This is a genomic window from Calidifontibacter indicus (genome assembly GCF_003386865.1).
In the GTDB taxonomy this organism is placed as follows: domain Bacteria; phylum Actinomycetota; class Actinomycetes; order Actinomycetales; family Dermatophilaceae; genus Yimella; species Yimella indica.
This window is the reverse complement of the sequence record NZ_QTUA01000001.1, coordinates 802,310-827,064: the sequence shown is the minus strand read 5'-3', so window position 1 is coordinate 827,064 and position 24,755 is coordinate 802,310. Positions and strand designations below refer to the sequence as shown.

Genomic DNA, 24,755 nt, shown 5'->3' with positions numbered 1-24,755 from the left:
GGTCAGCGCCCCGCGAGCCGGGCGACCGCGTCGACGGCCAATTCGTATCCGTGGGCACCGAGCCCCGCGATCACACCGGAGGCGACGGCCGAGACGTACGAGTGGTGCCGGAACGGTTCGCGCTTGTGGATGTTCGACAGGTGCACCTCGACGATCGGGGCGTCGAACAGGTCGAGTGCGTCGGCGATGGCGACGGACGTGTGGCTGTAGCCGGCCGGGTTGAACACGAGGCCGGCGACCTTGCCCCGGGTTTCCTGGATCCAGCTGATGAGTTCGCCCTCGTAGTTCGACTGGCGGAAGTCGACCTCGAACCCGTGGCTGCTCGCCCGGGTGCGCACGGCGCCCTCGATGTCGGCGAGGGTGTCGCGACCGTACTGCTCGGGGTCGCGTTCGCCGAGCAGGTTGAGGTTGGGCCCGTTGAGCACCAGCAGCACGTCACTCATGCCGCACAGCCTAGGCACACGGTGCTGTTGCAACAGCAGCGTCTGTCGGTGAGCGCAGCGTTTGCGGGTGGGGCGGGCCGGGCGGACGGTGGGGCGGGCCGGTCAGATCGTCTCGGCCGGCGTCGGCGCGGCGATCGCCTTCGCCGGGCTGAGGTCGTCGGGAATGCCGTTCACCTTCGGGCTGATCAGCTTCTCCAGGGCCACCGCGAGCACCGCCATCAAGGCGCACCCGGCCACGAGCATCGCGATGAACGGCGCGTTGAGCTGGTGCCGCAGCAGGAAGCCCGCGACGATCGGTCCGGCCACCGCGCCCGCTTGGAACGCGCCCGACGACAGCGCGTTGTAGCGGCCGCGCAGGTGGTCGGGTGCCATGTCGTTGGTGATCGCCGGGATCGTCGGCTGCAGCAGGGTCTCGCCGAACCCGAACACCGTGTGATACCCGATCACGACGGCCGCCGCGTACATCCCCGCCGGCCAGACACCGGCCGACCCGAGCAGCAGCCAGGCGCACGCCCAGATCACCGACATCACCACGAGCACCCGGGTGCGCCGGTGGCCCGCGATCCGCTTGAGCACGAGCATCTGGGCGAGCACGATGACGGCGGTGTTGGCCGCGAACGCCCACCCGATGGTGCGGGTCGAGACCTCGCCGACCTCGCGGGCGAACGCGGTGAAGCCCGCCTCCATCTGGCCGTAGCCGACGAAGGTGCCGAGGAAGGTGACCAGCAGCAGCCAGCGCACCGCCGGCTTCTTGGCGATGGCCCAGTAGGACGTGCCGGTGTTCTGGTCGTCCGGCGGCGCCTCGACCTGAGTGCGCACATGGCGCAGCGGGCCGAGCAGCAGGCCGATCGGGATCAGCATCGACAGGGCGTCGAGCACGTAGATCGTGGTGAACGTCGACGGACGGTGCACGTCGACGAACGCGCCCGAGATGATGCCGCCGAGACCGATGCCGAGGTTGACCAGGGCGAAGCTGATGCCGAAATAGGTCTGCCGGGCGGGTCCTTCGACGATCGCCGCGATGAGCGAGTTGAACGCCGGCCAGGTGATGCCCGCGATGCCGATCAGCGACATCGCGACGAAGAACAGCGGCACCGAGTCGACGAACGCCAGCATCATCACGCCGGCCATGTTGCAGACGGTGCCGAAGATCGAGACGGCCCGTGCGCCGTACCGGTCGGTGGCCGCGCCGCCGGGGCCGGTGACGAGCACTCCGACCACCGCGATCCACGCCATGAGCGTGCCGGCGAGGTCGAGGCTGATGCCGCGGATCTCGTGCAGGTAGATGATCGTGAACGGCAGCGTGAGCCCGCGACCCAGCAACTGGATCGCGGTCGTCGAGAGCAGCCACTTGCCCTCGCACGGCAGGTCGCGCCAGAAGGCGCCGAGGCTCGATTGTGCGGTCACCCGACGATCATCCTCGCCGCAGGTAGTTCGGCGCCAATCAGTTTTGGATCGAAGATCGGTTTCGGTGGGACAGGCGTCGGTCGAGCGCGCTGTAACCGGCGGCGATCAGCAGCCCGACGACGAGGATCACGGCGAGGCGCACCAGCACCCCGGGGTAGCCGAGCGTGGCGACGTCGGTGAACGGATAGGGGTAGGCGTCGATGACGGCGCCACGGATCAGCGTCAAGGCGATCCAGATCAACGGCACGACAAGGGCTTTGGGCAACAGGTCGATCGTGAGCAGGCCGCGCGGCCCCACCGCGATCCACCCGACGACGGCAAGGAGCCCGACCACCGCGTGCTGCAACGGACTGGTCAGCAACGACCAGCCCTGCCAGGTGTCGGTCGGCGCGAGCACCAACCAGTAGACGACGGTGGTGATCGTGATCATCAGCAGCGCGTCGAGCAACAGCACCCGCTGCACCACCGAGCGGGACGACGGACGGCGCGCCAGGAGGGTGAACGCGATCGCGACGACGATGTTCGACCACACCGTGAAGTAGCTGTAGGTGTCGAAGACCCGCGAGAACACCCCGGCAGTGCCGGACGGATGGTGCCCGAACAGGTGCCCCTCGATCTGCTCCGGGGCCGCGAACGACCCGGTCGCCGAGAGCACCCCGACCAGCACCACCCCGAACCACGCGACGGCCGCCGTCACGGCGTGCATCCGGGAGGTTCGCGACACGCCGTCCGGCGCCGAGGTCTGCATGCGTCGAGGGTGATCGATCTCAGTGCTGGTAGGTGCCGTGGATGACGGCCCGGCCGATCGCCTTGAACGCCAGGTTGAACGACGCGACCGCGGGTGAGGCGTCGGCGTCGATGCCGAGCGACTCCTCGCCGACTGCGTGCACCGCGAAGTAGTAACGGTGCGGGAAGACATCACCCTCCGGCGGGGCGGCGCCCATGAAGCCGGCCTCGCCGCCGTCGTTGCGCAGCGCGAACGCGTTGCCCGGCAGCGAGGTGAGACCCGCTTCGAGCGAGGTGACGTCGGCCGGCACGTCGACGAGCACCCAGTGCCAGAAGCCGGACGGCGTCGGCGCGTCGGGGTCGAAGCAGGTGACGACGAACGACTTGGTGCCCTCGGGGGCGTCGGCCCAGGACAGCTGCGGCGAGGCGTTGCCCTCGGAGGCGACCTGATCGGACTTCAACGGCTCCCCGTCGGTGACGTCGTCACTGGTGAGGTGGAAATCGGGCAGCTTCGGCAGGTGGTCGTACGGGTTCGGCGGTTGTTTGCGTTCCAGAGAGGTCATGGCTCTACTCAACTCCTTCGGGTGCCGCCTGTGGCGGTTCGGGGGTCACTTCGGGTCGAGACAGTCGCAGCAGGTGCCGAGCAGCGCGGCGTGCCCCGGGTCGAGCGCGAATCCGAGCCGCTGGTCGACCCGGTCGGCCAGTTCGGCGAGCCAGTCGATCGGGATGTCGAACATCCGGCCGCACCGGGCGCACTGCAGATGGGTGTGCCCGTGGGCGCCGACGGCCAAGTGGTAGATCGTCGCGCCGTCCGGCACGTGGGTATGGGCGAGCACGCCGAGTTCGACCAGGGACTGCAGGGTGCGGTAGATCGTCGCCCGATGCACCCCCGGCTGGTCGCGCGACACCCGCGCGGCGACCGCCTCGGCGTCCTGGTGCGGCTCAGCGGCGAGCGCCTCGATCACCGCGCGGCGGGCCGTCGTCACCCGCTCGCCGCGGGCCCGCACGGCGGCGATCGCCCCGTCGACACCGACGGACGGGTGGGTGTGCGCCCGCTCAGTCACCGAGCACCGACCGCATCCACGCCGCGTACGCCTCGTCGACCGCGACGATCGGGGTGGCGGTCACCTGGGGCACCTCGTACGGGTGCCGCTCGCGCACCCGCGCGGCGAGCGCGGCGAACCGGGTCGTCGCGGTCTTGGCGATGATCAGCGACTCATCGGCACGTTCGATGTCGCCGTCCCAGGTGTAGACCGAGCCGATGTCACCGATCACCTGCACGCAGGCCGCCAGCTGCGACCCGACGAGATCGTCGGCCATGTCGCGCGCCAGACCGGCGCCCGGGACGGTGATGTGTACCTGCACGAACTCGTAACCGGGCTCCCGATCAGGCTCGGTCTCTCCTGGCGACTGCATGCCCCCATCGTCCCAGTTCCCGGCAGCTTCGCAGTGGTTGGACAGACCATTTTCCGAGACCCCGGTTTGTGCCCCTTACCAGCGAGTAGCATCATGGATACTAGGAAGTAACTACCTGTACCTATCGATACCTATCGCGACGAGTAACGCCGCAGCCTTCGAACAGGAGCGAGAAAGTTGACTCACTACAAGAGCAACGTCCGTGACATCGAGTTCAACCTCTTCGAGGTGCTCGGTCGCGACGAGGTGCTCGGCACCGGTCCGTACGCCGACCTCGACGCCGACACCGCACGCGAAATGATCAAGGAGGTCGCGCGTCTCGCCGAGACCGACCTCGCCGCGTCCTTCGTCGACGCCGACCGCAACCCCCCGGTCTACGACCCCGAGACCAAGTCGGTCGCCATGCCGGAGTCGTTCAAGAAGAGCTACCGCACCTACCAGGAGTCGGGCTTCTGGAGCGTCGACGTCAACGAGGAGCTGGGTGGCACCGTCGCGCCGCCGAGCCTGAAGTGGGCGATGAACGAGATGGTGCTCGGCGCCAACCCGGCCATCGCGATGTTCGCCGCCGGCTACGCCTTCGGCAAGCTGCTCTACCTGCTCGGCACCGACGAGCAGAAGAAGCTTGCCCACCACATCGTGGAGAAGGGCTGGCACTGCACGATGGTGCTCACCGAGCCCGACGCCGGTTCCGACGTCGGCGCCGGCCGCACCAAGGCCGTGCAGCAGCCCGACGGCACCTGGCACATCACGGGTGTGAAGCGCTTCATCACCTCCGGCGAGTCGGACATGACCGACAACGTCGTGCACTTCGTGCTGGCTCGCCCTGAGGGCGCCGGTCCGGGCACCAAGGGCCTGTCGCTGTTCATCGTGCCGAAGTTCCACGTCGACCCCGACACCGGTGAGCTCGGCGAGCGCAACGGCGTCTACACGACCAACGTCGAGAAGAAGATGGGCTTGAAGGTGTCGACCACCTGCGAGCTCACCTTCGGCGACGGCGCCCCCGCGATCGGCACCCTGCTCGGCGACGAGCACGACGGCATCGCCCAGATGTTCCGCGTCATCGAGCATGCCCGCATGCTCGTCGGCACCAAGGCGATCGCCACCCTGTCGACCGGTTACCTGAACGCGCTGGAGTACGCCAAGGAGCGCGTGCAGGGCGCCGACATGACGACCCCGGCGAAGGACGCCCCGCGCGTCACCATCACCCACCACCCCGACGTCCGCCGCTCGCTGATGCTGCAGAAGGCGTACGCCGAGGGCCTGCGCGCGCTGGTGCTGTTCACCGCCAGCCAGCAGGACACCGTCGACCAGGAGTTCCTGGCCACCGGCGAGGAGACCTTCGCCGACGGTTCGCCGGCGCAGCTCGCGGCCCGCCTCAACGACCTGCTGCTGCCGATCGTGAAGGGTCTGGGTTCGGAGCGTGCGTGGGTGCTGCTCGGCACCGAGTCGCTGCAGACCTTCGGCGGCTCCGGCTTCCTGCAGGAGTACCCGATCGAGCAGTACATCCGCGACGCGAAGATCGACACCCTGTACGAGGGCACCACTGCGATCCAGGGTCAGGACTTCCTGTTCCGCAAGATCCTCAAGGACCAGTTCGTGGCCCTCGGCTCGCTCGCCGAGCAGATGATGCAGACCGCCAAGGGCGGCGCGGGCGACGACAAGCTGCGCAGCGAGCGCGACTACCTCGGCAAGGCGATCGAGGACGTCCAGGGCATGGTCGAGAACCTCGCCATGACCGCGCTGGGCTCGATGGACCCGAAGAACGACCCCAAGTCGATCTACAAGGTCGGCCTCAACACCACGCGCTTCCTGCTGTCGGCCGGCGACCTCGTCATCGGCTGGCTGCTGCTGCGTCAGGCCGAGATCGCGCAGGCTCGTCTCGACGCGGGCGACGCGGGCAAGGACGAGGCCTTCTACACCGGCAAGGTGGCGGCGGCGAAGTTCTTCGCGGCCAACGTGCTGCCGCGTCTGACCGCCGAGCGCGCGATGCTCGAGTCGACCGACCTGTCGCTGATGGAGCTGCCCGAAGAAGCATTCTGATTCTTCGACAACGAGCCCCGCTAGTTCTTTCTGCAGGCTCCTTCGGCGTCGAGCCCCGCAGCAGGTCACTCCGTTCCTGCTTCGGGGCTCGGCCGTTCCGCCTGCGTGAGCCTTCCGTTGTGGTCCGGTTCCTGCCACCACCGGCAAACCCGAACTCAGCAGGCTCCTTCGGCGCCGAGCCTTCCGTTGTGGTCCGGTGCCTGCCACCACCGGCAAACCCGAACTCAGCAGGCTCCTTCGGCGCCGAGCCCCGCAGCAGGTCACTCCGTTCCTGCTTCGGGGCTCGGCCGTTCCGCCTGCGTGAGCCTTCCGTTGTGGTCCGGTGCCTGCCACCACCGGCAAACCCGATCTCAGCAGGCTCGTTCGGCATCGACCCGTCCGTGACCACCGAAAGGTGCCGGACGGGCGACTGACCCGGTGTCAAGGTCACGGAAACGACACGTTCGTGAACACGCGTCGTGGGAAATGGAACCGAACCGCCCGCGGCCGCGTTACATTGTTCGAACTCCGTTGGTTGCGGCGTTGGATAGCCCGCCGCAACCAACGGAGTTCTTCATGTCCGGGCGGTCTCGACGGCGTGCCGGGCGATGGCCCATTCCTCGTTCGTCGGCACCACCAGCACGGCCGGTAGCCCCTCCCCCGAGTCGACCCGGCGGGCCTGCCCGGAGCGCTCCTCGTTGCGGTGCGGGTCGAGGGTGAGCCCGAGGAATCCGAGTCGTTCCAGCACCGCCGCGCGCAGCGGCGCCGAGTTCTCCCCGACGCCGGCGGCGAAGGTGAGCGCGTCGATCCCGCCGAGCACCGCGGCGTAGGCACCGACGTACTTCACCAGCCGGTGGACGTAGACCTCGAACGCGAGCCGGGCGTCGTCGTCGCCGCCGTCCTTGGCGCTCACCAGGTCGCGGAAGTCGCGGTGACCGCTCAGCCCGTAGATGCCCGACCGGCGGTTCAGGAGATCGTCGATGCCGTCGACGTCGAGGCCCGCAACGCGGCTGAGGTGCAACGGGATTCCGGGGTCGATGTCACCCGATCTGGTGCCCATGACCAGACCCTCGAGCGGGGTGAGGCCCATCGAGGTCTCCACCGGACGACCGGCGAGCACGGCCGAGGCGCTGGCCCCGTTGCCGAGGTGCAGCACGACCTGCCTGAGGTCGTCGCGGCCGAGGAAGCGGGCGACCTGTGCGGAGACGTATTCGTGCGAGGTGCCGTGGAAGCCGTACCGGCGGATCGCGTGCTCGCGGGTGACCGTCCGGTCGATGGCGTACGTCGCGGCGGGCGCCGGGAGGTCGGCGAAGAACGCTGTGTCGAAGACGGCGACGTGCGGCAGGTCGGGGAACGCCTCGCGGGCACTGCGTATGCCGGCCAGCCCGGCCGGGTTGTGCAGCGGCGCCAGCACCGACACCCGCTCGATCTCGCTCTCGACCCGCTCGTCGATGAGGGTCGGCTCGGTGAAGTTGCGGCCGCCGTGCACGATGCGGTGCCCGACCGCGGCGACGGTGTCGGGCCCGAGGGTGATGCCGCCGCGCTCGATCGCCTCGCGCATCGCGGCGACCGCTGCGGTGTGGTCGGGCACGTCGATGTCGCGCTCGTCGACCTGCTTCCCCGACTCGTGCTTGAGGTGGCCGCCGGAGGTGCCGACCCGTTCGATGAGGCCCTTCGCCGCGGCGTCGCCCGACTCGGGGTCGACGAGCTGGTACTTCAGCGACGAGGACCCGGCGTTGATGACCAGGACGTTGCTCATGCGTCTCCTCCGGTGGTGCCCATCGACTGGGCCTGGATCGCGGTGATGGCCACCGTGTTGATGATGTCGTCGACCAGTGCGCCTCGGGACAGATCGTTGACCGGCTTGTTGAGGCCCTGCAACACCGGGCCGATCGCGATCGCACCGGCGCTGCGCTGTACTGCCTTGTAGGTGTTGTTGCCGGTGTTGAGGTCGGGGAAGATCAGCACGGTGGCGCGGCCCGCCACCGGCGAGTCGGGCATCTTCGACCGGGCCACCGACGGTTCGACCGCCGCGTCGTACTGGATCGGTCCCTCGACCAGCAGCTGCGGGTCGCGCTCGCGCACCAACTCGGTGGCGGTGCGCACCTTGTCGACATCGGCCCCGTGGCCGGAGCTGCCGGTGGAGTACGACAGCATCGCCACCCGCGCAGTGATGTCGAACTGCCGCGCCGTGTGCGCCGACGAGATCGCGATGTCGGCGAGTTGCTCGGCGGTCGGGTCGGGGTTCACGGCGCAGTCGCCGTAGACGAGCACCTCGTCGGCCAGGCACATGAGGAAGACGCTGGAGACCACCTTGGTGCCGGGCACCGTCCGGATGATCTCGAAGGCCGGCTTGATGGTGTGGGCGGTCGTGTGCGCGGCGCCGCTGACCATGCCGTCGGCCTTGCCGAGGTGCACCATCATCGTGCCGAAGTAGGAGACGTCGGTGACGATCTCGCGGGCCTGCTCCACCGTCATGCCCTTGTGCGCGCGCAGCTTGGCGTACTCGGTGGCGAACTCATGCACCAGCTCCGGATCGTTCGGCGAAAGCAGCTGCGCCCCACTGATGTCGGCGCCGATCGACGATGCGAGCGACCGGATGTGGGTCTCGTCGCCGACGATGGTGAGGTCGGCGATGCCCCGGCGCAGCACAGCGTCGGCCGCCTGCAGCACGCGCGGGTCGTCACCCTCCGGGAGCACGATCCGCTTGCGCTGCGAGCGGGCCCGCTCCATCAGGCGGTGGCCGAACATCAACGGGGTGACGGCGGCCGAGTCGCCGACGTCGATGCGTTCGAGCAGGGCCGACTCGTCGGCGTGGTCGGCGAAGTTACGCAACGCCGCCTCCACCTTCGCCCGCGCCTCCGGCCGCATCCGTCCCTTCACCCGCGACAGCTGCGCCGCGGTGGCGAAGGTGTCGAGCTCGGTGACGATGACCGGCAGGTCGAGGCGCGCGCCGTCCAGCAGTTGCTGCACCGGCGCCGGCGGACGGTAGCCGCCGGTGAGGATGATCGACGAAAGCGCCGGGAAGGTGCCCGACTGGTGGGCCAGCACCAGCCCCGGGAGGATGTCGTAACGGTCGCCGGGCGCGATCACCGTGACGTCGTCGACCAGCCGGGTCAGCACGTTCGGCATCGACATGGCCGCGATCACGAAGCCCTGCGCCTCCCGGTGCAACCACTCGGGATTGCCCTGCACCAGCACGCCGTGGCAGGCGTCGAGCAGGTCGCCGACGGTCGGGGCATCGAGCAGCGGGTTCTCCGGCAGCACCCCCGCCAACGTCAGCTCACCCAGCTTGGGCGAGGCGCCGAACGCGTCCCGGATCGCGTCGGCGTCGGCGCTGTTGGCCCGGTTCACCACGATCGCAACGGGATTGGCGTGGTGGTCGTGCAGTCCGTCGATCGCGATCTCGGCGATCGTGGTGATGTCCTTGACGCTGCGTGCGAAGGCCGGCACGACGAGCACCACCGGGGTGCCGAGGTTGGCCGCGATCATCGCGTTGAACGCCGCCTCCGCCCCGGCCGACACATCGCGGAAGTCGCTGCCCAGCACGAGCACCACGTCGTGGTCGGCGCTCAGCGCGTGGAAGCGCTCGACGATGCGGGTGAGCGACTCCTCCTCGTTGCCGTGCGTCTCCTGGTAGCCGACGCCGATGGCCGACTCGTACGACTGGTGGCCGCCGGCGCGGGCGAGCATGAGCTCGACGATCGCGTCGCGTTCACCGAGCGTCGTGGTGACCGGCCGGAAGATGCCCACCGAGCGGGCTTCACGGGCGAGCAGTTGCAGGAGTCCGAGGGCGACGGTCGACTTGCCGGCCTGCCCCTCGGCGGAGGTCACGAAGACGCTGCGAGCCATGGCCCGAGTCTATGGTCCATCCCGCCTCGTCCAGGGAACGCCTCGTCCCCGAAGGAACGCCGTGTTCGGAGTTCCCTCGGTGAGCAGGCGTTCCGTCGGCGGTCAGACCCCGCGCAGGTCGAGTTCGAGCCGGTCGTCGCCGCCGTCGACCACCCGCACCGGGATGCCCCAGTCCTGTTGGTAGAGATGGCAGGCGGCGTGCTCGGGCACCTCGCCGTCGGGCCCCGACGCGTCGCAGGCCGCGGCCCGCACGCTGATGTGCAGCACGCCGTCGCCGACGGTCGGGTCGATCTCGAGCGCTCGGGCCAGGCCCTCGGCGCGACCGGCGCCGGCGCGCAGCAGCGCCTCCGGGGTCGAGGAGACCATCAGCATCGTCGGGTCGCCGTACCGGTCGTCGAGCTTCTGGCCGGTGGGCGGGGCGAAGTTGACCTGCAGTTCGAGCGTGCCGGGCGAGACATCGGTGGCGGCGCGGCGCACGCTGCCTCGATCGCCGCCGGCCGTCGCAGAAGCTGGCAGCCGGCGCCGGTCGACGCGATGCGCCGCCGATTCGACGACCACCACGGTGCCGTCGTCGAGCGGCAGCAGGTCACTGGGTTCGGCGAGGTCGGTGAGCACGGTCGAGAGCAGCCCGGTCGCCGGGTCGAACCGGCGCACCGCGCCGTTGTAGGTGTCGGCCACCAGCACCGCGCCGTCCGCTGCCTCGGCGACGCCGAGCGGGTGTTGCATGCGCGCGTCGGCTCGTGCGCCGTCGACGAAGCCGAAGTCGAACAGCCCCTCGCCGACGTGGGTGGTGAGCTCGAAACCGTTGTCCGTCAACTCGATCGAGCGCAACGCCGAGGTCTCGGAGTCGGCGATCCACACCCGCTTGCCGTCGCGCGAGGTCGCCAGACCGGACGGCTGGGCGAGCCATGCCTCGTCGGCGACGCCGTCGCGCAAGCCCTCCGCGCTGGTGCCGGCCAGCACCGCCACCGTGCTGTCGGCCGGGTCTGCCGCAAGATGCAACGCCCACAACTGATGGGTGCCCGCCATCGCGATGACGGCCCGGTCGATCCACCACGCGAGATCCCACGGGGAGGACAGCGCCTGCTTGAGTGCCGGGCCGCTTCCCGAACGCTCGCGCAACTGCTCGCCGGTGCCCGCTTCGGTGCGAATTCGGCCGTCCGACAAGCGGATCGAGGCGATGCGGTGATTGACGGTGTCGGCGACCAGCAGGTCGTAGCCGAGGCGATCGACGGCTTCCGGCGGGAGCACCAACACACCCTGCGGCTCGTTGAACACGCCCTCCCCGCCGTAACGGGCCCGCTCAGTGACCAGATCGGCCTCGAGGTGCACCACCTCGTGATGAGCGGTGTCGCTCACCACGAACGAACCGTCGGCCAGCTGCGCCACCTTTCCTGGGAAGCGCAGGGCGGTGGCCTGCTCGTCAGCCGCGACGTACGGCGAATCGCCCTGGCGCAGAGTGCCTTTGGCGGAGTGCTCGGCAATCAGTTCGCGCACGAGGGTGGCGAGTCCGTGAGCGTGTCCCTCACCCGACATCTGACCGACGATGTAGCCCTCCGGGTCGATCACGACCAGCGTGGGCCAGGCCCGCGCGGTGTACGCGTCCCAGGTCACCAGCTCGGGGTCGTCGAGCACCGGGTGGTGCACCGCGTAGCGCTCCACGGCCGCTTCGACCGCCTCCGGTCGACCCTCGTGCTCGAACTTCGGCGAGTGCACCCCGACGATCACCAGCGAGTCGGCGAACTCCTGGTCCAGCGGCCGCAGTTCGTCGAGCACGTGCAGACAGTTGACGCAGCAGAAGGTCCAGAAATCGAGCACGACGACGCGTCCGCGCAGGGCCGCGAGGTCGAGGTCGACGCCGCCGGTGTTGAGCCAGCGCCGTCCGCGCAGTTCGGGTGCCCGCAGGCGCAGTCCGTCGGTCACGTCAGGAGTCCTTGCCCTTCCCGCGCCCGAGGGTGGCGAGGTAGTCGTTGTAGGCGTTGAGTTCGGCGTCCCCGTCGCGCTGCGCCTGACGCTCCTGCCGCCGCGCGTCCTTCTTGTCGGTGCGGTACCACTCGAGCGCGATGAGCATCGTCAGCACGAGAGTCGGCACCTCACCGACACCCCACGCCACCGTGCCGGCCCGCTGCTGGTCGACGAGGATGTTCGACACGTAGGGCAGGTTGACGCGGCTGAAGAAGTCGCCGCCGAGGATGTCGGTGCCGGTCATCAGCGCCACCCCGAAGAACGCGTGGAAGGCGACCGTCACCAGCAGCACGAGCAGCCGGATCGGCGCCGGCCACTTGCGCGGGCCCGGGTCGATGCCGACGAGCGCCCAGGCGAACAGGTAGCCCGACAGCAGGAAGTGGATCACCATCGTCACGTGCCCCGTGTGGGTCGTGAGGGCGAACTCGAACCAGCCCGTGTAGTAGAAGAGGATCAGCGTGCCGAGCACGATCGTGGCGATGATCGCCGGGTTGGCCACCACGTTGAGCACCCGCGAATGCACCGACGCGAGGATGAGTTCGCGCGGGCCGAGCGTTTTGTCCGGACGCTTCGGCAGCGCACGCAGCGCGAGCGTCACCGCGGCGCCGCGCACCAGGAAGATCGGCACGACCATCGACAGCATCATGTGCTCGGCCATGTGGGCCGAGAACATCACGCGTCCGTAGACGCCGGGGCCGCCGTCGACCATGAACAGGAACAGCGCCCACCCGGCGACCCAGCAGACGGTGCGGTCGATCGGCCACGTGTCGCCGCGCTTGGTGAGTCGCCGCACCCAGCCCAGGTAGACGAACACCGCGACGATCGCGACCGTCGTGAACAGCCACTGGGTGCGCCACGAACCGAAGATCTCGGCGGTGCTGATCGGCGGGGGTGCCGGGTAGCCGGTGATGGCGACGACGGGGTCGCTCGACTCCTGCGCCACCACCGGCGGGGCGGTGCGCGCGAGGGCGGTGGCGAGGCCGATCGCGGTGGCCATGAGCGCCACCTCGACGGTGGCGAGCCGCACGGCGAGCGCCCGGGCCGGGCGATCGGACGGGTCTTGGGTCAGCTTGGCGACCACCGCGCGCCGCTGCTGCGCGCCGAGCAGGCCGAGCCCGACGAGCGCGACGGCCTTGAGGATCAGCAGTGCGCCGTAGGCGCTGACCAGGTCGCCGAGCGACGACAGGCGGAGCGTCGCGGCGAGCACACCGGAGGCGGCGACCCCGACGTAACACCACACCGCGACGGGGGAGAAACGCTGCAAGGTGACGGCGGCGGCTTTGCCGAGGGAGTCCCACATGATCGCGATCGCGGCGATGCCACCGACCCAGACGGTCACCGAGAGCAGGTGCACCGCAAGCGAATCGACGCCCGTCTCGTGGTCGCTGCTGCCCGCCGCGTGACCCGACAGAGCCAGCGGCCAGAGCGCCACGAGCGAGGCGAAGAACGCCCAGGCGAGGCCGTTGCGCCGCGGACGCAGGAAGCACCAGGCACTGATCACCGCCGCGGCCACCGCGGTGATCGCCGGCGCGCGCAGCACCTCGAGCTCCCAGGTGAACTTCCAGGCTCCGCTCCAGAATCCGGGCGAGCCGACCGACACACCGGCGGCGTCGCCGTAGGCGAAGATCGCGCGCACGAAGCCGGCGAGCGCCCAGACCAGCGCGCTCCAGGCGGCGATCCGGCCGGCTGTCTGCCGGCGGGCGGTCGTTTTCGACTCGGGCACGAGCAGCCCACCGAGCAGCAGCGAGCCGACGGTCAGCGCCGCGGCCAGGTCGTGCACGGTGCGGGCCAACGGCACCCCCCACCGGACGAGGGGTCCGGGGTCGAGCAGTTCGAGGGGCTTGGCGGCGCCGCCGAGGATCACGGCGAGGGCGGTGACGACGAGCGCGAGGGCCGTCGCGAACGGGATGAGGGCACGGCGGACGGTCATGCGCGAGGCAACCTCGCGACGAAGACAGTGCTCGCGCCGACGTACTCGCGCTCACCCTCGAACGGCGGCAGCCCGTCGGCGAGTTCGGGCGAGAAGGTGGCCAGGTAGGCCTGCGCCGCGGCGTGATCGGTGAAGTGGGCGCGGGTGTCGAAGTCTTCGCGGGCGATGTCGCCGAAGTGCGGCGCGAGTTGCTGCTCGCCGTTCTCGCTGGAGAAACCGGTGAGCAGCCGGGTGCCGCCGGCCTCGGTCAGCAGGTCGGCCAGATGCCGATCGCCGTTGGTCGCCGCGACGAAGGTGCCGCCGGGGCGCAGCACCCGACGCACCTCGGCGAGCGCGGCGTCGACGTCGGGCACGTGGTAGAGCATCCAGCCCGCGTAGACCACGTCGAAGGACGCGTCGGCAAAGGGCAGGTCGTCGGCGAGCGCCACTTGGGTGAGCACGCCGCGCCGGGCGGTCGCGAGCGCCATCGTCTCCGAGCGGTCGGTGGCGACGGTCCTCGCCTGGGGCAACGCCTCGCTCACCTCGGCCACGAATTCTCCCGTGCCACAGCCGATCTCGAGGTAATCGGACGGCGCGGCAGCCACCACCGCCGCGAACGCCGCGCGCCGCGGGCTGCGTCCGTCGGGGGTGTCGCGCCACACCGATGCCCTCGTGGAGAGCCGGTCGGTGGTGTCGTACTGCGTCGCCAGGGAGGCCGCGTCGTTGGAGATCATGCCCACCGAAGCAGGGTACTTCGGCGGGCGGTGGGCGCCTTCGGCCTCCCGGCGGACGCGGACACCTAACCTGGACACATGCACCCCGCAGCCCCGTCCGACCTCGGCGAACTGATCGAGGCCTACTCCAACACCGGCCAGGCCGTGCTCGATCTGGGTCTGACCTGCCACGACGACGACTTCGCCCGCGAGACGCAGTGCCCGGGCTGGACCGTACAAGATCAGATCGCCCACGTGGTCGGCCTCGAAGCGATCTTCAACGGAGCCGAGCAGCCCGACATCGAGGTGCCCGATCACCCGTGGATCAAGAGCGACTTCGGACGCTTCATGGAGACGCACGTCGAAGCGCGCCGTGACGGCGAGGGCCCCGCGGTCGTCGCCGAATGGCAGGAACTCTTCCCGCAGCGGGTCGCGGTGTTGCACGAGATGCTCGCCCTCGACCCCGACGAACCCATCGAGACGCCGGTCGGCCCGCGCCGTCCGGGCGACCTGGTGTCGCTGCGCACCGTCGACATCTGGTGCCACGAACAAGACATCCGCCAGGCGCTCAACCGCCCCGGCAACCTCGACTCCCCCGGCGCGGCACTGTTCAGCCAGCGGCTGTTCACGGCGCTGCCGATCCTGGCCGCGCGGTCGGGTCTGCCGGTCGGCAGCACGGTGATCGTCGAGACCACCGGTCCGGTGCAGGGACGTGGCGGAGTGCGCATCGTCGAACGCGACGGCAAGCCGTACGGCGAGGAGCTGTTCTCCGGCGACTCCTACGCCGACGACGCGCACGAGGGCGAGGCGACCACCATCCGCCTCACCACCGAGGCGTTCACCCGCCGCGGCGCCGGCCGCATCCCGACGTCCGACCTGCGCTACGCCGTCGACGGCGACGAGGACCTCGCCCGGATGCTGCTCGACGCCATCGCCGTCACCCCCTAACCACCCCCTGACGCGCCCGACCGATCCCACCGTCCTCCGTCGTACCTGCAACGGACGGTGGTGCACATCACGCCCCTTCCATTTGATTGCAGCGACCAACTATCCATATAGTTGCTTGTTGCAAACAAGTGTGAGGTGATTCATGTCCATCAGTTCCGAGGTCGCGGGCGAACTCGCCACCGACCTCATCCACGTCATGAAGAAGCTGACCGCGCTGCGGCACCTCGTGCCACGCTTCCATCCCGCCGTCGACGTCTCGGCCTACCCGGTGTTGCTCGCGCTGAAGCGTGACGAGCAGCGAGTGTCGGACATCGCGACGTGCATCCACTCCGACGTCTCCACGGTCAGCCGGCAGATCACCCACCTGGTGTCCGCCGGCATCGCGGAGAAGGTCGCCGATCCCGCCGACGGACGCGCCCAGGTGGTGCGTCTCACCGCCGAAGGACGCCGAGTCATCGACGACCTGGCGGCCAGTCGAGCCGAATGGTTCCGGGAAATGCTCGACGGGTGGACCACCGCCGAGGTGAAGGAGTTCGCCTCCTACCTCGCCCGCTTCGACTCCACTCTCACCACTGAACTCGAACGACGAAACTCCCCCGGAAAGGAGGACGCATGAGCACCGCCACCGCCGCTGTGAAGCCCTCGGCACCGTCCGACGGCGAATACACCCACAGTCAGATCATGCGGATCCTGATGGGTCTGCTCATGGGCATGTTCCTGGCAGCCCTCGACCAGACCATTGTGTCGACCGCCATCCGCACCATCGGTGACGAACTCCACGGCCTGTCGATGCAGGCCTGGGTCACCACCGCCTACCTCATCACCTCGACCATCGCGACGCCGATCTACGGCAAGCTCGGCGACCTGTACGGCCGCAAGAAGCTGTTCCTGTTCGCCATCACCGTGTTCGTGATCGGCTCGTTCGCCTGCGCGTTCGCCACCTCGATGACCATGCTCGCCGTCTTCCGTGCGGTGCAGGGCATCGGCGCCGGTGGCCTGTTCACGCTGGCCCTCGCGATCATCGGCGACATCGTGCCGCCGCGTGAGCGCGCGAAGTACACCGGCTACTTCATGGCCACCTTCGCCACCAGCTCGGTGCTCGGCCCGGTCATCGGCGGCCTGTTCGCCGAGACCAGCTCGATCGTCGGCATCACCGGTTGGCGCTGGGTGTTCCTGGTCAACGTGCCGCTCGGCATCGCCGCGATGTTCGTCGTCAGCCGCACTCTCCACCTGCACCACGTGCGCCGCGAGGCCCGCATCGACTGGTGGGGCGCCGCCGCACTCGTCGTCGCGCTGGTTCCGCTGCTCACCGTTGCCGAGCAGGGCCGCACCTGGGGTTGGGGTTCGACCAACGCGATCATCGCCTACGTCATCGGTGCGATCGGTGTCATCGCGTTCTACCTCGCCGAACGGGCGATGGGCGACGACGCGCTGATCCCGCTGCGCATCTTCCGCATCCGCGCGGTGAGCGTCACGATCGTGGCCTCGATCATCGTCGGCCTCGGCATGTTCGGCGCGATGATGGTGCTGCCGCTCTACATGCAGATCGTGCACGGCGCGTCCCCGATGATGTCGGGTCTGATGATGCTGCCGATGGTGGTCGGCATGATGAGCATGGCGATGACGTCCGGTTTCATCACCGCCAAGACCGGCATCATCCGTCCGTTCCCGATCATCGGCACCGCGATCGCGGTCATCGCGATGGCGCTGCTGTGGACGGTGGACGCCGACACCAACCTGGCTGTCGTCATGGCCTACATGCTGGTGCTCGGTGTGGGTATCGGTAACTGCATGCAGCCGCTGACGCTCATCGTGCAGAACGCCGTGCCGCCGCAGGAGATCGGTGTGGCCACCTCGGCCGCCACGTTCTTCCGTCAGCTCGGTGGCACGCTCGGTGTCGCGGTCTTCCTGTCGATCCTGTTCAGCACTGTCGGCGACAAGATCTCGTCCGCCTTCAAGACGGCGATGCCGGGCATCCAGGCGGCCGTCGCGAAGGACCCGTCGCTGCTGCAGAACCCGTACAACGCGGGCGTGCTCAAGGGCGACACGAAGATCATGGCGCAGGTGCAGGACGACTCGTCGATCATCAGCAAGATGTCCGACGTGGTCGGCCACCCGTTCAAGGTCGGCTTCGCCGACTCGATCTCGCAGATCTTCATCGCGGCAGCCGCCGTTATGTTCGTCGGCTTCCTGGTGACCCTGCTCATGCCGAAGGTCGAGCTGCGCTCGCAGTCGGCGGGAGCGGCGATGCGCCAGCAGGCTGCCGAAGGCGGCTCCTCGGCCGACGAGGCGGGCGACAACTTCGCCGGTCTCGAGCCGGGCACCGCGCCGGCGGGCACGGCTCCGGCCGTCAACGCTGCGGCCTGTGACATCGACGCCACCGACAGCACGATCGACGACGATGCCGACACGGCGGCCAAGCACGCCGCGTCCGGCGACGTCGAGGTCGAAGCGCCGAGCCACACCACCCCGAAGCACCTGGCCGACTGAGCCATCCTTCGCACCACAACCGGGCCTCTCCCCACCGCGGGGAGGGGCCCGGTTCGTCGTGCCCGCTCCTACGATCGAGGGGTGTTGCACCCCCACCGAGCAGGAGTGGGCGCCGAGGTGACAGATCTCGCCGGTCAGGTAGCGCCCGGTGGTTGAGCCGGATTCGTCGCGAACACAGCGGCCTCAGGATCCGCGTCGAAACCGAAACCCTCCCAGGTCGATGTCGGCGATCGCACCTAAAGTCGACCCGTGGTCATCACCTGGGGCATCTCGCTCGTCGCGTGCTGCGTGCTGCTGCTGGCGATCCCCGTGCTCCTGGAATGGCGGGCCGGCACCGGGCTCGCCCCCTCGATCGCGATCGCCGGGCTGCGCTCCATCGTCCAGTTGGTCGTGGTTGCGCTGCTCATCGTGTTCGCGATCTCGCACCTGTGGGCAACGCTGCTGGTCACCGTGGCGATGTTCACGATGGCGGTGCTGACCAGTGTCGGGCGCGTCGGCGTCAGTCGCCGCCAGGCGCCGATGGCCGCGCTCGCGATGGGCGCCGGGCTGCTGCCGGTGCTCGCGGTGACGGTGTTCTCCGGCACCATCCCGTTCAAGGGGGTCGCGCTCATCCCGATCGCCGGCGTCGTGATGAACAACATCATGTCGGTGCACACCCTCGGCGGCCGCAACTCCTTCCGCGCACTCGAGGAGCAGCACGAGATCTTCGAGGGCTACCTTGCCCTCGGCCTGCCCGCGCAGACCGCGGCCGCGCAGGTGCTCCACCCGCGGATCAAGGAGTCGCTGATCCCCGGCATCGACAGCGTGAAGACCGCCGGCATCGTCACCCTGCCCGGAGCGTTCCTGGGCGTGATGCTCGGCGGCGGGTCGCCGATGGACGCCACGATGGCGCAGGTGGTCGTGCTGCTCGGGGTGCTGTGTGCGCAGAGCTGCACGGCGCTCGCGCAGTACGAACTCATCATCCGCGGCCGGCTCCTGCGCGACGATCTGCGTTCGTTGTTCCGACCGTCCCCCGCGGTGGCGTCGGGTCACGCACCCGGGTAACCCCCGCGGCACCGTCCGCGCACCAAGTCGCGTCAGGCGCGAGTTACTCGGGCGTATTCGCCGATACCGCTGAGTAAGTCGCGTCGGGCGCGAGTTCGTGTGAACCCGCGCCCGACCTGACCAGCGACAAGCAAGCATTCGCGCGCTGCCCTGCCGCGAAAGTTTGCGCGACTCGCGACGCAAGCGCGCGATCGCGCAAACTTTCGCCAGGGGGTCAGCCCCAGACGAGGGTCTTAGCGGGGTCTTCCATGAGGGCCGCGACATCGGCCAGGAAGCGCGAGCCGAGGTCGCCGTCGACCAGCCGGTGGTCGAACGACAGCGACAACTGCGTGACCTGGCGCGGCACGATCGTGTCGTTGCCCGCCGTGTCGGTCACCACCCACGGCATCTTGCGGACGGCGCCGAAGCACAGGATCGCGGCCTCGCCCGGGTTGATGATCGGGGTGCCGTTGTCGACACCGAAGACACCGACGTTGGTGATCGTGATCGAGCCGCCCGCCATGTCGGACGGCGGGGTCTTGCCGTCGCGGGCGGTCTCGACCAGCGAGCCCATCGCATCGGCCAGCTCGCGCATGGTCATGCGGTCGGCGTCCTTGATGTTCGGCACGATGAGGCCACGCGGCGTCGACGCGGCGATGCCGAGGTTGACGTAGTGCTTGACCACGATCTCCTGCGCGGCTTCGTCCCACGTCGCGTTGATCTGCGGATTGCGCTTCACCGCGACGAGCAACGCCTTGGCGAGCACCAACAACGGAGTCACCTTGACGCCCTTGAACTCGCGATCGGCCTTGAGCCGGTCGACGAGTTCCATCGCGCGGGTCATGTCGACGGTGATGAACTCCGTGACATGCGGCGCGGTGAACGCCGACCCGACCATCGCCTGCGCGGTCATCTTGCGCACGCCCTTGACCGGGGTGCGCGTCTCGCGGGCGGTTTCGACTCGCGCTGCTGCGTCGCCCGGCTCGACCACCGGCGAGATTCCGGACGGCGCACCGGCGAGGTGCGCCTCCACCTCGGCGCGGGTGATGACCCCGTCGGCACGCGCCGGGGTGATCGCGGACAGGTCGACTCCGTTGTCCTTGGCGAACTTTCGCACCGGCGGCTTGGCGAGCACCTTGCCGGACGGCGCGGACGGGGCCGCCAGCGCGGACGGCGCAGCGGGAGCCGGGGCGGCCGGGGCCGGAACAGCCGGCGCAGCGGCAGCCGCCGGACTCGGAGCGGAGGCAGCCGGAGCCGGAGCCACAGCAGGCGCACCACGACGCGCACGCCGCGTGGTCGCACCGGCAACAGCGCCGTACCCCACGAGGTTCGCGACCCGCTCCTCACCGGCGTCCGGAGCGGACGACCCAGCCGCCGGAGCGGCAGCCGGCTCAGCCGGAGCAGCCGGCGCGTCGGACTCCTCCCCGGCCACCTCGATGGACACGATCGCCTTGCCCACATCGACCGTGTCGCCCTCGGCGACGAGCAGCTCGACGACGACGCCGGCCCACGGAATCGGCAACTCCACCAACGATTTTGCGGTCTCGATCTCGACGACGACGTCGTTGACCTTCACCTCGTCGCCCGGCTTGATCTTCCAGGTGACGATGTCGGCCTCGACGAGCCCCTCGCCCGGGTCGGGCAGGTTGAACAGCTTCACACCCATGTCGTCTCCCCTCAGAACGCCAGCGACTTGTCGACCGAGTCGAGGATGCGGTCGAGGTCGGGCAGGAAGTGCTCCTCGAAGCGGCTCGGCGGGTAGGGCAGGTTGTATCCGCCGACCCGCAGCACCGGTGCCTCGAGGTTGTAGAAGCACTCGGCCTGGATCAAAGCGGCGAGTTCGGCACCCATGCCGAGGAAGGTGCTGGCCTCGTGCACCACGACGACGCGTCCGGTCTTCTTGGCCGAGGCGAAAATGGTCTCGCGGTCCAGCGGCGACAGCGAGCGCAGGTCGATCACCTCGAGCGAACGTCCTTCTGCCGCAGCGGCTTCGGCCGCCTGGGTGCAGGTCTTGACCATCGGGCCGTACGTCACGAGCGTCAGGTCGGTGCCCTCGCGCACCACGCGCGCCTGGTGCAGGCCGAGCGGCGCACCCGCGGCGTCGTCGATGTCTACCTCGGCGCGCTCGTGGTAGCGGCGCTTGGGTTCGTAGAAGAGCACCGGGTCGTCGGTCTCGATCGCCTGCTGGATCATCCAGTAGGCGTCGCTCGGGTCGGAGCAGCTCACCACCCGCAGGCCGGCAGTGTGGGCGAAGTAGGCCTCGTTCGACTCGGAGTGGTGCTCGACGGCACCGATGCCGCCGCCGAACGGCACCCGGATCACCATCGGCAGCTTCAGGTGGCCGAGCGAGCGGTAGTGCATCTTGGCGACCTGGCTGATGATCTGGTCGAACGCCGGGTAGATGAACCCGTCGAACTGGATCTCCGCCACCGGGCGGTAGCCGCGCATCGCGAGGCCGACCGCGGTGCCGACGATGCCCGACTCGGCGAGCGGGGTGTCGATGACCCGGTCTTCGCCGAAGTCCTTCTGCAGGCCCTCGGTGATGCGGAAGACACCGCCGAGCTTGCCGACGTCCTCACCCATGAGCACGACCTTCGGGTCGTTCTCCATCGCTTTGCGCAGGCCGGTGTTGAGGCCCTTGGCGAGCGTCATCTTCTGGCTTGCCATGTCAGTTCGCACCTTCCTCGACGAAGGAAGCTTGGTAGGCGATGAACTCCTCGCGCTCGGCCGCGACGACCGGGTGGTCGCCGGCGTAGACGTTGTCGAACATGGTCAGCGGCGCCGGGTCGGGCATCTGCTGGCACTCGCGCCGGATGCGGGCGGCGAGTTCGTCGGCCTCGGCGTCGACCTGCGCGAAGAACTCCGGGTCGGCGTGACCATTGGCCTCCATGAACCCGCGCATCCGCTTGATCGGGTCTTTCTCCCGCCAGATGTCGACCTCGGAGGCGATGCGGTACTTCGTCGGGTCGTCGGACGTCGTGTGCGCACCCATCCGGTAGGTGAACGCCTCGATGAGCGTGGGGCCCTGACCGGCGCGCGCGGCGTCGAGCGCCGCCTTCGTCACCGCGTACACCGCGAGCACGTCGTTGCCGTCGACCCGCACGCCGGGGAAGCCGAAACCGCGAGCGCGCTGGTAGGGCGGGATGCGGAACTGCTTGTAGTTGGGCTCGGAGATCGCCCACTGGTTGTTCTGCACGAAGAAGACCAGCGGCGCGTTCGCGACACTCGCGAAGACCATCGCCTCGTTGTAGTCACCCTGCGCGGTGCCGCCATCGCCGGTGAACGCCATCACCGCGGCGTCCTTCTCGGGATCGCCTGTGCCGACGACGCCGTCGCGCTGCATGCCCATCGCATAACCGGTGGCGTGCAGCATCTGGTTGCCGATGACGATCGTGTAGAGGTGGAAGTTGTTCTCGTTGGAGTTCCACCCGCCGTGGTTGACGCCACGGAACATGCCGAGCAGGTTCACCGGGTCGACCCCGCGGCACCACGCGACACCGTGCTCGCGATAGCCGGGGAACGCGTAGTCCTGCGGCTTGAGCGCGCGCCCCGCGCCGACCTGGGCGGCCTCCTGGCCGAGCAGCGAGGGCCAGAGCCCGAGCTCGCCCTGGCGCTGCAGGGCGTGACCCTCGGCGTCCATCCGGCGCACCAGCACGAGGTCGCGGTACATCGACTGCGCATCCTCGGAGGTCATCTCCTCGACGATGCGGGCGTACGGCGCGTTGGCCTCGTTGGTCTCCAGCCGGTTGCCGTCACCGTCGACGAACTGGACCATCTCGGGTCCGCCGTCGGTGATGTCGTGTTCCATGCTGGGCTGCACCGAAGTCTCGTGGTGCATCGTGTGCCGCAGGTCGGAGGGCATACCGCCCTGGCGCACCTCGGATGGGTCGGACATGCCACTCCTCGTGGGTCTCACTGTCGGCGTACGGGGGTAACCGCTCTGCCGGCATCGGACGTTTTCGGCTATGACTCAGGTCACATCACAAGCCACTCCCGAGGCTACTGCCCGGGCCGGGTGGGGCGCGAATCAGCCCGGGCGCGCGGGTGGGTCGGGGCGCCGGCCCGCGGCTGGGTCGGGGCGCCGCCCCGCGGGTGGGTCGGGGCACCGCCCCGCGGGTGGGTCGGGGCACCGCCCCGCAGGTCGGCGAGCAGCGATGGGACACAGAGCAACAGGGTGAGCAACGCGCCCGGCACCAAGCGCACCGGGCGGACGACGGAACTCACCCGCTCATGCCCCCAGGGCGACCACGGCAGACGCGCGAGGTATCGAGATCCGCGCGGGTCATGACGCGAGCGGATCTCGACAACCCGCGCAGCTGTGGCGCCTCAGCGGGTGCGGAACTCCCGGCACACCTCGATCAGCCGGTCGTTGGCCTCGACCTCACCGATCGAGCAGCGCACGCCGTCGCCGTCGAACGGCCGCACCACCAGACCCTCCTGGTCGGCGGCGGCCGCGAACGCGAGCGCGTCGTCGCCGAGCGGCAGCCAGACGAAGTTGGCCTGGCTCTCCGGGATCTCCCACCCCTGCTCGGCGAGCGCGTCGGCGACACGCGACCGCTCGGTCATCAGCGCGTCGACCCGCTCCTGCAGTTCGTCGTAGGCCTCAAGGCTGGCCACCGCCGCGAGCTGCGCGAGGTCGGAGACACCGAAGGGCAAGGCCGCCTTGCGCAGCGCCTCGGCCACCGGCTCGTGTGCGATGCAGTAGCCGACGCGCAGTCCGGCGAGGCCGTACGCCTTGGAGAAGGTGCGTAGCACGCACACGTTCGGGTGGTCGCGGTAGATCGCGAGCGCGTCGAGTTGCTTGTCGGGTTCGACGAACTCCAGGTAGGCCTCGTCGATGACGACCAGCACGTCGGAGGGCACCTTCGCCAGGAAGGCGCGCAGTTCGTCGTCGCCGAGGCTCGGCCCGGTGGGGTTGTTCGGGGTGCAGACGATCACGAGTCGGGTGCGGTCGGTGATTGCCGCCGCCATCGCGTCGAGGTCGTGCTTTGCTTGCGAATCCAGCGGCACCTGAACCGATTTCGCGTCGGCCAACGCGGCGACGATCGGGTAGGCCTCGAACGACCGCCACGCGTAGACGATCTCGTCGCCGGGGTCGCAGGTGATCTGCACCAGCGTGCCGAGCACGCCCACGCTGCCGGTGCCGGTCGTCACCTCGTCCGGCGTGACACCCCAGCGGTCGGCGAGCGCCTCGGTCAACGCCCGGACCGCGGGGTCGGGGTACCGGTTCATCCGTGCGGCCGCGTCGGCCACCACCTGCACCACCGACGGCAGCGGCGGGTAGGGGTTCTCGTTCGAGGAGATCTTGTAGGTGACGAGGTCTTCGCGCGGGGCGGCCGGCTTGCCTGCCTTGTACGCGGGAACGGAGGCGAGGGTTTCACGCAGGCGGACGGTGGGCTGGGTGTCGCTCATATCAGCAATCTACAGAGCGCGAAAGTTTGCGCCACCGGGCGCTTCTGTGGCGTGTTATGTCGCAGGACATCGGTGACAGTTCTGCATCAGGACATCGGTGACAGTTTGTAGGGTTTTGGTGGTGACACTTCGCCCCTTTGGTGATCGGTGTGGGTGGTGGGCCGCTGTGCTTGACCGCTGTGCTTGCCCGATGGCGAAGAATGACCCAGTTGATCCCCGTGTCCGCCTCGCGATCACGCAGTGGCCGCCGGACGCGCCTCGTGGGTCGGTGACCACGTTTTGTGCCGAGCACGACATCAGCCGCAAGACGTTCTACGCGATCCGGGCCCGCGCCCGGGACGAGGGCCAGGCCGCGGCTTTGGAGCCACGCTCACGGCGACCCCGGACCTCACCGACGAGGATCACCGACATGAATCGCCCCGGCATGTCCGG

Annotated in this window: 21 protein-coding genes and 1 pseudogene; 6 read left to right on the top strand and 16 right to left on the bottom strand. The window is 69.2% G+C overall.

Annotated features, from left to right (window positions below):
* Window positions 1-2: 2 nt before the first annotated feature.
* The 6 genes from aroQ to cutA form a co-directional block, all read right to left on the bottom strand.
* On the bottom strand, window positions 3-443 hold the full coding sequence (gene aroQ / locus DFJ65_RS03905; protein WP_115921900.1) for a type II 3-dehydroquinate dehydratase: 441 nt from the start codon (window positions 441-443) through the stop codon (window positions 3-5).
* Window positions 444-545: 102 nt separating this feature from the next.
* The gene (locus tag DFJ65_RS03900) at window positions 546-1,850 is read right to left on the bottom strand and encodes an MFS transporter (RefSeq protein ID WP_115921899.1); all 1,305 of its coding nucleotides are present in this window, start codon (window positions 1,848-1,850) and stop codon (window positions 546-548) included.
* A 37-nt stretch (window positions 1,851-1,887) separates the two neighbouring features.
* Window positions 1,888-2,598 (bottom strand): Pr6Pr family membrane protein, encoded by a 711-nt coding sequence (locus tag DFJ65_RS03895; RefSeq protein ID WP_115921898.1) that lies wholly within the window; start codon window positions 2,596-2,598, stop codon window positions 1,888-1,890.
* Between the two features lie 19 nt (window positions 2,599-2,617).
* On the bottom strand, window positions 2,618-3,139 hold the full coding sequence (locus DFJ65_RS03890) for a YbhB/YbcL family Raf kinase inhibitor-like protein (protein WP_115921897.1): 522 nt from the start codon (window positions 3,137-3,139) through the stop codon (window positions 2,618-2,620).
* Between the two features lie 45 nt (window positions 3,140-3,184).
* On the bottom strand, window positions 3,185-3,640 hold the full coding sequence (locus DFJ65_RS03885; protein ID WP_115921896.1) for a Fur family transcriptional regulator: 456 nt from the start codon (window positions 3,638-3,640) through the stop codon (window positions 3,185-3,187).
* Entirely contained in the window at window positions 3,633-3,992 is a 360-nt protein-coding gene (gene cutA / locus DFJ65_RS03880; protein ID WP_115921895.1) for a divalent-cation tolerance protein CutA, read from the bottom strand. The genes DFJ65_RS03885 and cutA overlap by 8 nt, the downstream gene beginning before the upstream one ends.
* A 177-nt stretch (window positions 3,993-4,169) precedes the next feature.
* On the opposite strand from cutA, the gene DFJ65_RS03875 reads away from it, so the two are divergent.
* Window positions 4,170-6,032 carry an acyl-CoA dehydrogenase gene (locus DFJ65_RS03875; RefSeq protein WP_115921894.1) on the top strand — a complete coding sequence of 621 codons (1,863 nt, stop codon included), beginning with the start codon at window positions 4,170-4,172 and terminating at the stop codon, window positions 6,030-6,032.
* 553 nt (window positions 6,033-6,585) lie between these two features.
* Here the strand turns inward: DFJ65_RS03875 and DFJ65_RS03870 are convergent.
* The 5 genes from DFJ65_RS03870 to DFJ65_RS03850 form a co-directional block, all read right to left on the bottom strand.
* Window positions 6,586-7,770, bottom strand: a complete 1,185-nt coding sequence (locus DFJ65_RS03870) for an acetate/propionate family kinase (RefSeq protein ID WP_115921893.1) — start codon at window positions 7,768-7,770, stop codon at window positions 6,586-6,588.
* A complete protein-coding gene (pta, locus tag DFJ65_RS03865; RefSeq protein ID WP_115921892.1) occupies window positions 7,767-9,863 on the bottom strand; it encodes a phosphate acetyltransferase in 2,097 nt (698 codons plus the stop codon). The genes DFJ65_RS03870 and pta overlap by 4 nt, the downstream gene beginning before the upstream one ends.
* Window positions 9,864-9,965: 102 nt before the next feature.
* Window positions 9,966-11,786: an NHL domain-containing thioredoxin family protein gene (locus tag DFJ65_RS03860; RefSeq protein ID WP_211308358.1), complete on the bottom strand. Its 1,821-nt coding sequence runs from the start codon at window positions 11,784-11,786 to the stop codon at window positions 9,966-9,968.
* 1 nt (window position 11,787) lies between these two features.
* A complete protein-coding gene (locus DFJ65_RS03855; protein ID WP_115921891.1) occupies window positions 11,788-13,758 on the bottom strand; it encodes a bifunctional copper resistance protein CopD/cytochrome c oxidase assembly protein in 1,971 nt (656 codons plus the stop codon).
* Window positions 13,755-14,471: a class I SAM-dependent methyltransferase gene (locus DFJ65_RS03850; RefSeq protein WP_115921890.1), complete on the bottom strand. Its 717-nt coding sequence runs from the start codon at window positions 14,469-14,471 to the stop codon at window positions 13,755-13,757. Before DFJ65_RS03850 ends, DFJ65_RS03855 begins: the two co-directional genes overlap by 4 nt.
* A gap of 78 nt (window positions 14,472-14,549) precedes the next feature.
* Here DFJ65_RS03850 and DFJ65_RS03845 point away from each other — a divergent pair, with 78 nt between their 5' ends.
* The 4 genes from DFJ65_RS03845 to DFJ65_RS03830 all read left to right on the top strand — a co-directional run bounded on the left by DFJ65_RS03845 (window position 14,550) and on the right by DFJ65_RS03830 (window position 18,932).
* Window positions 14,550-15,398 (top strand): maleylpyruvate isomerase family mycothiol-dependent enzyme, encoded by an 849-nt coding sequence (locus tag DFJ65_RS03845; RefSeq protein WP_115921889.1) that lies wholly within the window; start codon window positions 14,550-14,552, stop codon window positions 15,396-15,398.
* Between the two features lie 142 nt (window positions 15,399-15,540).
* Window positions 15,541-16,014: a MarR family winged helix-turn-helix transcriptional regulator gene (locus DFJ65_RS03840; protein WP_115921888.1), complete on the top strand. Its 474-nt coding sequence runs from the start codon at window positions 15,541-15,543 to the stop codon at window positions 16,012-16,014.
* Window positions 16,011-17,888 carry an MDR family MFS transporter gene (locus tag DFJ65_RS03835; protein ID WP_115921887.1) on the top strand — a complete coding sequence of 626 codons (1,878 nt, stop codon included), beginning with the start codon at window positions 16,011-16,013 and terminating at the stop codon, window positions 17,886-17,888. Before DFJ65_RS03840 ends, DFJ65_RS03835 begins: the two co-directional genes overlap by 4 nt.
* A gap of 249 nt (window positions 17,889-18,137) precedes the next feature.
* Entirely contained in the window at window positions 18,138-18,932 is a 795-nt protein-coding gene (locus DFJ65_RS03830; RefSeq protein WP_115921886.1) for an ABC transporter permease, read from the top strand.
* A gap of 214 nt (window positions 18,933-19,146) precedes the next feature.
* On the opposite strand, the gene DFJ65_RS03825 is transcribed toward DFJ65_RS03830, so the two are convergent.
* The 5 genes from DFJ65_RS03825 to hisC form a co-directional block, all read right to left on the bottom strand.
* The gene (locus DFJ65_RS03825; protein ID WP_115921885.1) at window positions 19,147-20,577 is read right to left on the bottom strand and encodes a dihydrolipoamide acetyltransferase family protein; all 1,431 of its coding nucleotides are present in this window, start codon (window positions 20,575-20,577) and stop codon (window positions 19,147-19,149) included.
* A gap of 11 nt (window positions 20,578-20,588) precedes the next feature.
* Window positions 20,589-21,578, bottom strand: a complete 990-nt coding sequence (locus DFJ65_RS03820) for an alpha-ketoacid dehydrogenase subunit beta (RefSeq protein WP_115921884.1) — start codon at window positions 21,576-21,578, stop codon at window positions 20,589-20,591.
* Window position 21,579: 1 nt separating this feature from the next.
* On the bottom strand, window positions 21,580-22,806 hold the full coding sequence (pdhA, locus tag DFJ65_RS03815) for a pyruvate dehydrogenase (acetyl-transferring) E1 component subunit alpha (protein ID WP_115921883.1): 1,227 nt from the start codon (window positions 22,804-22,806) through the stop codon (window positions 21,580-21,582).
* 104 nt (window positions 22,807-22,910) lie between these two features.
* Window positions 22,911-23,135, bottom strand: coding sequence for a hypothetical protein (locus tag DFJ65_RS17145; RefSeq protein WP_147301302.1), 225 nt, complete (start codon window positions 23,133-23,135; stop codon window positions 22,911-22,913).
* A 102-nt stretch (window positions 23,136-23,237) separates the two neighbouring features.
* Window positions 23,238-24,323, bottom strand: coding sequence for a histidinol-phosphate transaminase (gene hisC / locus DFJ65_RS03810; RefSeq protein ID WP_115921882.1), 1,086 nt, complete (start codon window positions 24,321-24,323; stop codon window positions 23,238-23,240).
* Between the two features lie 190 nt (window positions 24,324-24,513).
* On the opposite strand from hisC, the pseudogene DFJ65_RS17980 reads away from it, so the two are divergent.
* A pseudogene (locus DFJ65_RS17980) lies at window positions 24,514-24,732 on the top strand (helix-turn-helix domain-containing protein); the annotation flags it as partial.
* Between the last annotated feature and the right edge of the window lie 23 nt (window positions 24,733-24,755).

What these genes read in the sequence shown, in the direction of transcription:
- aroQ (WP_115921900.1), bottom strand. Translation starts at nt 443, where the DNA reads ATGAGTGACGTGCTGCTGGTGCTCAACGGGCCCAACCTCAACCTGCTC.
- DFJ65_RS03895 (WP_115921898.1), bottom strand. Translation starts at nt 2,598, where the DNA reads ATGCAGACCTCGGCGCCGGACGGCGTGTCGCGAACCTCCCGGATGCAC.
- DFJ65_RS03890 (WP_115921897.1), bottom strand. Translation starts at nt 3,139, where the DNA reads ATGACCTCTCTGGAACGCAAACAACCGCCGAACCCGTACGACCACCTG.
- cutA (WP_115921895.1), bottom strand. Translation starts at nt 3,992, where the DNA reads ATGCAGTCGCCAGGAGAGACCGAGCCTGATCGGGAGCCCGGTTACGAG.
- DFJ65_RS03870 (WP_115921893.1), bottom strand. Translation starts at nt 7,770, where the DNA reads ATGAGCAACGTCCTGGTCATCAACGCCGGGTCCTCGTCGCTGAAGTAC.
- pta (WP_115921892.1), bottom strand. Translation starts at nt 9,863, where the DNA reads ATGGCTCGCAGCGTCTTCGTGACCTCCGCCGAGGGGCAGGCCGGCAAG.
- DFJ65_RS03855 (WP_115921891.1), bottom strand. Translation starts at nt 13,758, where the DNA reads ATGACCGTCCGCCGTGCCCTCATCCCGTTCGCGACGGCCCTCGCGCTC.
- DFJ65_RS03850 (WP_115921890.1), bottom strand. Translation starts at nt 14,471, where the DNA reads ATGATCTCCAACGACGCGGCCTCCCTGGCGACGCAGTACGACACCACC.
- DFJ65_RS03845 (WP_115921889.1), top strand. Translation starts at nt 14,550, where the DNA reads ATGCACCCCGCAGCCCCGTCCGACCTCGGCGAACTGATCGAGGCCTAC.
- DFJ65_RS03840 (WP_115921888.1), top strand. Translation starts at nt 15,541, where the DNA reads ATGTCCATCAGTTCCGAGGTCGCGGGCGAACTCGCCACCGACCTCATC.
- DFJ65_RS03835 (WP_115921887.1), top strand. Translation starts at nt 16,011, where the DNA reads ATGAGCACCGCCACCGCCGCTGTGAAGCCCTCGGCACCGTCCGACGGC.
- DFJ65_RS03825 (WP_115921885.1), bottom strand. Translation starts at nt 20,577, where the DNA reads ATGGGTGTGAAGCTGTTCAACCTGCCCGACCCGGGCGAGGGGCTCGTC.
- DFJ65_RS03820 (WP_115921884.1), bottom strand. Translation starts at nt 21,578, where the DNA reads ATGGCAAGCCAGAAGATGACGCTCGCCAAGGGCCTCAACACCGGCCTG.
- pdhA (WP_115921883.1), bottom strand. Translation starts at nt 22,806, where the DNA reads ATGTCCGACCCATCCGAGGTGCGCCAGGGCGGTATGCCCTCCGACCTG.
- hisC (WP_115921882.1), bottom strand. Translation starts at nt 24,323, where the DNA reads ATGAGCGACACCCAGCCCACCGTCCGCCTGCGTGAAACCCTCGCCTCC.